The organism is Xenorhabdus yunnanensis, assembly GCF_028598805.1.
GTDB classification, from domain to species: Bacteria; Pseudomonadota; Gammaproteobacteria; order Enterobacterales; family Enterobacteriaceae; genus Xenorhabdus; species Xenorhabdus yunnanensis.
In genome coordinates this window covers 1-4,820 of sequence record NZ_JAQRFI010000099.1, presented here as the reverse complement: position 1 = coordinate 4,820, position 4,820 = coordinate 1, and the positions used below count along the sequence as shown (strand labels likewise).

Here is a 4,820-nt window from a genome sequence, read left to right as displayed (position 1 = left end):
TTCCCTGTGCGGCCTGTGTATCGAGGTACGCTTCCAGTTGCTGGCGTAAGGTGATAAGCGGGTTGTCGTGTGAAGTTGTCATTCGGATTTTCCTTTTTGTTATGGAAGCTATCCGGCAGTACGGTATGACGGGAAGTTTTTATTGTGTTGCCGGAACAGTGATTTTTGATATTGTCCAACTTGCGAGCTGTCAGCCCTGTCTGGCTGCGGCCTGATAGCCGTTTTATCTACCCCAACTTGAGACCAACTTGAACCAAACTTAGGGACAACTTGCGTTGTTTTCAGCCCAACTTGCGCTGATCATACCGGCATGATCAGGCCGCTTAAGTGCGCGCTGTCGCCATCACCGTCCCAGAGCAGTTCGTATTGCAGCAGATGCCCGCGACTGCCGCCGTGGATCAGCAGGTATTCCATCTCAGCCAGCCGCTGGCAATGCACTTTAAGCTGATTGTCACTCCATTGAGTAAAGTCGCGGATATCCCGCCGGGTAAAACGAACGGCGTTCAGGGCACATTGCTGATCTGCCGCCATTTCGTGCGCCATTTGCTGGATCAACAGCAACAGCTTGCGGGTCTGCGGCGGCATCTCATCGAGCGTCCGGCCTAAGATTTCATGCGCTAACTGATTGGCGAGCCGGATATCGTCTTTGCTGACTTCGATATATTCAAGCCGCTTGCCACGATGCTCAGCGGTCTTGATCTCCCGCTGATACTGGTGCAACAACGCGATACTCTGGATCAACGTCAGGTATTTCATATGGTCACGGCGGGTACGGGTCTTATCGCTCATGAACGTTAACTGGCTGGCATAGGGGTTCACCACATTCAGCGGGCGCAACAACCGCTGGGCGTTCTGGTGAAGCTGTGTCAGATAGTCCCGCTCGTTCTCAGCCAGCAGGCCTTCGAGGGTCTGCTTATGGCGCTGTAACGCATGGATCGCTTCGGTTTGTTCACGGGATTCATTGACGGTCAGTACCAGACAGCGGTTGAGCAGTTCTTCATCCACATCAATGGCGGTGGTGGTGAGCATCAGCATCACCGGGCCTTTCACGGTGTAACTTTTGGTGACGAGGGTTCCGGTCGCCTCATCCTTGCCTGTGCTGGCCATCGTTAATTCGCCGTCACTCTGTAACAGCTTGAGCGCATAGGCCGCCTGCCGCACGCCCTCTTCTTCGGCAATGGCGAGGATTTTGTGTTGCAGGTTGGTTTCCCCCAGATAGAACAGGCTCTGTCCGGTCATGGCGCTGTACTGCACCCGCTCTTCTTCGGGGATCAGGTTCAGCACCGCCTCCATCAGCGACGATTTTCCCGCGGCACTGCTGCTCTGGATCAGAACAGCTAAGGGTTTGGCGAGTTTGCGGCTCACCGCCGCCAGATAGCCCGCCAGTAAATTAGTGGATTCGCCGACCACACCACAGGCGGCTAAGTCAGCCGTCACCCGCGCTGTCAGCGTCGGATCTTGCAGCAACGCCAGTGCTGCGTCCCGCTCGGTCAGGCTCATTTCCGGGGCTTTTTGTTCCGTGCCTGATGCAGCCTGTTGCTGCCCCTGCTCGGCCGCCAACAACACCTGCCCCAGCGAACGGCGGAGTTCTGCTTCACCTAATCCCAGCTCAACCGCGGCCATGCGCGCATAACTGTTGCGGCTGCGGGCACTCATCAGGTCAACCCCGTCGGCGAACAGGACACCGCTTTGTGTGTCCAGCACCTGCGCATTGAGTTTCATTGCCGCGGCACCCACTTTCACCGCACCCAGACCCCGTAAGCACCAGCGCAGCGCTCCCACGGATACCCGCAACTCGCCATTATCGCCGGGTTCACAGACCACACCCGGTGCCACGCCGGGCACGGATTCAGCGGCTAAAGGGGAAGCCGGTTCTGGCGCGGTGGCGGGATCACCGCTTTGGCGTTCAACGGCCACCCTGCCCGCCACGTCCTGCATCGGCACGGCCCCCTCAAGCAGCAGGGCAAAGGCGGATTCAGGCTCCGCCATCTGGCACAGGTAACCGTTGGCATCCTGCCCTGGCGGGAACACGACCCTCAGCGGCGTAATGCCGCGTTCAGCCAGTTGTGCCGCCAGTCTGACCGCCGCCTCATTGCCCGCGTTATCATTGTCGAAGGCAATCAGGATCTGCCTGATACCGTGCTGTTCAAAGGCCTGCCAGTGATCCGCGGTGACGCCGTTCACCCCATAGGCCGCGGTGACATTACGATGACCGGTGACCCAGAATGACAGGGCATCAATCAGCGATTCGCACAGGATCAGCGATTTTACTGCCCCCAGTGCCTGAACATTCCAGACGCCGCGGTGTGCGCCCGGCAGGTAAAGATGTGAGACCGTATCGCCGCGCAGCCGTGCGCCGATTTTACGCCCGTACAGTTCGTGAATCTGCCCCTCAGCGCCGATAACAGGGATAACCAGCGATCCGCGCAGATGCTCGCGCCCGTTTTCCCGCAATACCCCGGCCGCCTGCAAGCGGGCACGGATCTCCGCCCCGGCCTTGATCTTCTTCGGTGGCAGACGGTAGCCCAGTGTGCGGTTGGCAAAGCCCAGCTTAAACTGCGCGACTAATTCAGGATGATTGAGCCGCCGTTTCGCCAGATAGGCCTGCGCTTCCGGGGCATTGAGCAGCGTATGGTGATAAAACTCAACCACCCTTGAGAGCAGGGCTTGGTGCCCGACCGCATCCCCCGCCAGTTCCGCCGGTTCAACCAGCGGCGCCAGCGCGGGATTGACACCCAGCACGGCACGCAGGCGCTCCACGGCATGGCGCAGGCTCAGGCCTTCGGTTTTCATCACCCAGTCCAGCACCGACCCGCCTGCATCACAGCCAAAGCAGTGATAGAGGTTTTTCGACGGTGTGATGACCATCGAGGGCGTTTTCTCCTGATGGAACGGGCACAGCACGATCATATCTTTGCCGCGCTTAACAAGCTGCCGCCCTTGTTGCTCGATAACGACCACTAACGAGACGGCGGCTTTCAGGTGCTGTAATTCTGCTTCCGGGATGCGAGCCATAAAATGTTCCTTTTAAAACCTTGTCAATGCTCTCTATAGATATTATTATATGCTCTATAAAGATTATTTAGTCAAGTCTATTTAGAACAGGGGGCGATAATGGAACTCATCAATATTGACAAAGGAACAGACTGGATGAGTTTTTCTGCCCGCTTTCTGCAACTGCGCAAGCAGCACAGCCTGACCCAGCCTCAAATGGCTGACAGGGTAGGCATACACCTGACCCAAGTACGCCGCTATGAGTCTGGCGAGGCTCAGCCCTCTTTAGACATTCTCAAGCGGATTGCCGTCACCTTTAATGTGTCGGCGGACTGGCTGATATTTGAGGAAGAAGAACGTGAGCCGCAGGACGAACTGAAGCTGAAGTTTGAGGCGGTAAAACAGATGGATGAGGAAGAACAACGTTCGGTGATTTCAGTACTGGATGCCCTGATTCTCAAGCATCAGGCCAGGCTGTTGATTGGATAATCTGACTTAACGCGGCGCTGATGTGGTTGCAACACACCAACGCCGCTGACCACAACCAACTAAGTAGGAGTTGAACATGGCTAAGGCGCATTCTAAGCAAAACCGGGCGGGAAATAAAGCCGCCAAAACCGAACGTTATTATACCGTGGGATACGTGCCGCAAAATGACAAGGCCAGCGCCCCGCCCGCAATTCATCTTAAGGGGCAATGGCTTAAGGCCGCGGGGTTTGAGATTGGCGGTACACTCACCGTCAAGATTATGGATGGCTGTCTGGTGCTGATCCCTGACAGTGACGACACCCGCACCATCAAGCAACAGTACCAGCGCCAGCAAGACCAGCTCAGTGAAATTAAGCTGCGAATGCGGGAACTGATTGGTGACTACAACAACAACTAAGGGCAGGGAATGAGCGGCTCTTAAAAAAGCACAAAGCCGGAAGATCACAGGGATCTTTCCGGCTTTGTTTGATGTTAATTTTTACTCATCGTATTCGATAGTTGCTTCTACGGCTGCTCTAAGCCAGTCCCAAAATGAGTCAAATTTACCGACATATTCATAACCTTCACTTGCAAAATCATGGATAATAATAACTTCATGTGGGTTATTTTTATCCCAACACATAATGTCATCATTATCTTCCCGACGAGCAAATGGAACGATATCCCTATATGGGTATCTTTTTTTTAATCCAGTATAGTGATCTCGTAATCTCTCACCTTCCAAAATTATCCAAGGATCAAAATTAAGCAAATTTTGCTCAACTATCCTAAGAAACTTACGAGGATAAGAAAACCATTCTGGAAGTTCTGTTTTGGTTAGTAATTGTTCCATATTAATCTAGCGACCCTATTACATTTGAACCATCAGGATATCTCTTTCTATATCCTGCATTTTGTTTTCCTATACGGAGATTAATAGCTTCTTCCCATGTTGATGGGATGCCTTTATAGGTTGTAAAGCGCTTAATGAATTCTTGTGGTAAAGGCGTTGAGCCGTCATGTACTCTGGCTTTTACATTAACATTGGCTCTCGAGGCGGCTAAAACCCTAGTGTTATCTATTGTTGTCAGTCCGCCATCTTTCATTCTAACTACATCAATTGGATCTCCAGCCCAACCTTTAGCTTTCATGCTTTGAGTTATTTCAGCAGCACCATTAACTGAGTTTTGGCTAAATCTGATAGTTCTGGGATCTAATTCAACAACCTCAGGCGCTTTAAGTTTTACAGGCTCCCCTTTATTTCCAACCCCGCCTGCTAGCCCAAGTGGATCGGTCCAATTCGCAGGGTTATGTACGTAAGAGTAAGGATTCACCCCGCCCATCAGCCCTATCGGGTC

6 protein-coding genes are annotated in these 4,820 nt (G+C 53.4%); 3 read left to right on the top strand and 3 right to left on the bottom strand.

Annotated elements, in window-relative coordinates; all coding sequences use genetic code 11:
- On the top strand, positions 1–215 hold a 215-nt coding region (locus tag PSI23_RS20250; RefSeq protein WP_273556761.1), incomplete at its 5' end, for a hypothetical protein.
- An 85-nt stretch (positions 216–300) separates the two neighbouring features.
- On the opposite strand, the gene PSI23_RS20245 is transcribed toward PSI23_RS20250, so the two are convergent.
- Positions 301–3,015 (bottom strand): CHC2 zinc finger domain-containing protein, encoded by a 2,715-nt coding sequence (locus PSI23_RS20245; protein WP_273556760.1) that lies wholly within the window; start codon positions 3,013–3,015, stop codon positions 301–303.
- Between the two features lie 135 nt (positions 3,016–3,150).
- Here PSI23_RS20245 and PSI23_RS20240 point away from each other — a divergent pair, with 135 nt between their 5' ends.
- Both PSI23_RS20240 and PSI23_RS20235 read left to right on the top strand, forming a co-directional pair.
- Entirely contained in the window at positions 3,151–3,483 is a 333-nt protein-coding gene (locus PSI23_RS20240; RefSeq protein ID WP_306309649.1) for a helix-turn-helix domain-containing protein, read from the top strand.
- Between the two features lie 76 nt (positions 3,484–3,559).
- On the top strand, positions 3,560–3,880 hold the full coding sequence (locus PSI23_RS20235; RefSeq protein ID WP_273556758.1) for a SymE family type I addiction module toxin: 321 nt from the start codon (positions 3,560–3,562) through the stop codon (positions 3,878–3,880).
- Between the two features lie 81 nt (positions 3,881–3,961).
- On the opposite strand, the gene PSI23_RS20230 is transcribed toward PSI23_RS20235, so the two are convergent.
- Both PSI23_RS20230 and PSI23_RS20225 read right to left on the bottom strand, forming a co-directional pair.
- Positions 3,962–4,315 (bottom strand): hypothetical protein, encoded by a 354-nt coding sequence (locus PSI23_RS20230; RefSeq protein WP_273556757.1) that lies wholly within the window; start codon positions 4,313–4,315, stop codon positions 3,962–3,964.
- 1 nt (position 4,316) lies between these two features.
- On the bottom strand, positions 4,317–4,820 hold a 504-nt coding region (locus PSI23_RS20225; protein WP_507232776.1), incomplete at its 5' end, for an RHS repeat-associated core domain-containing protein.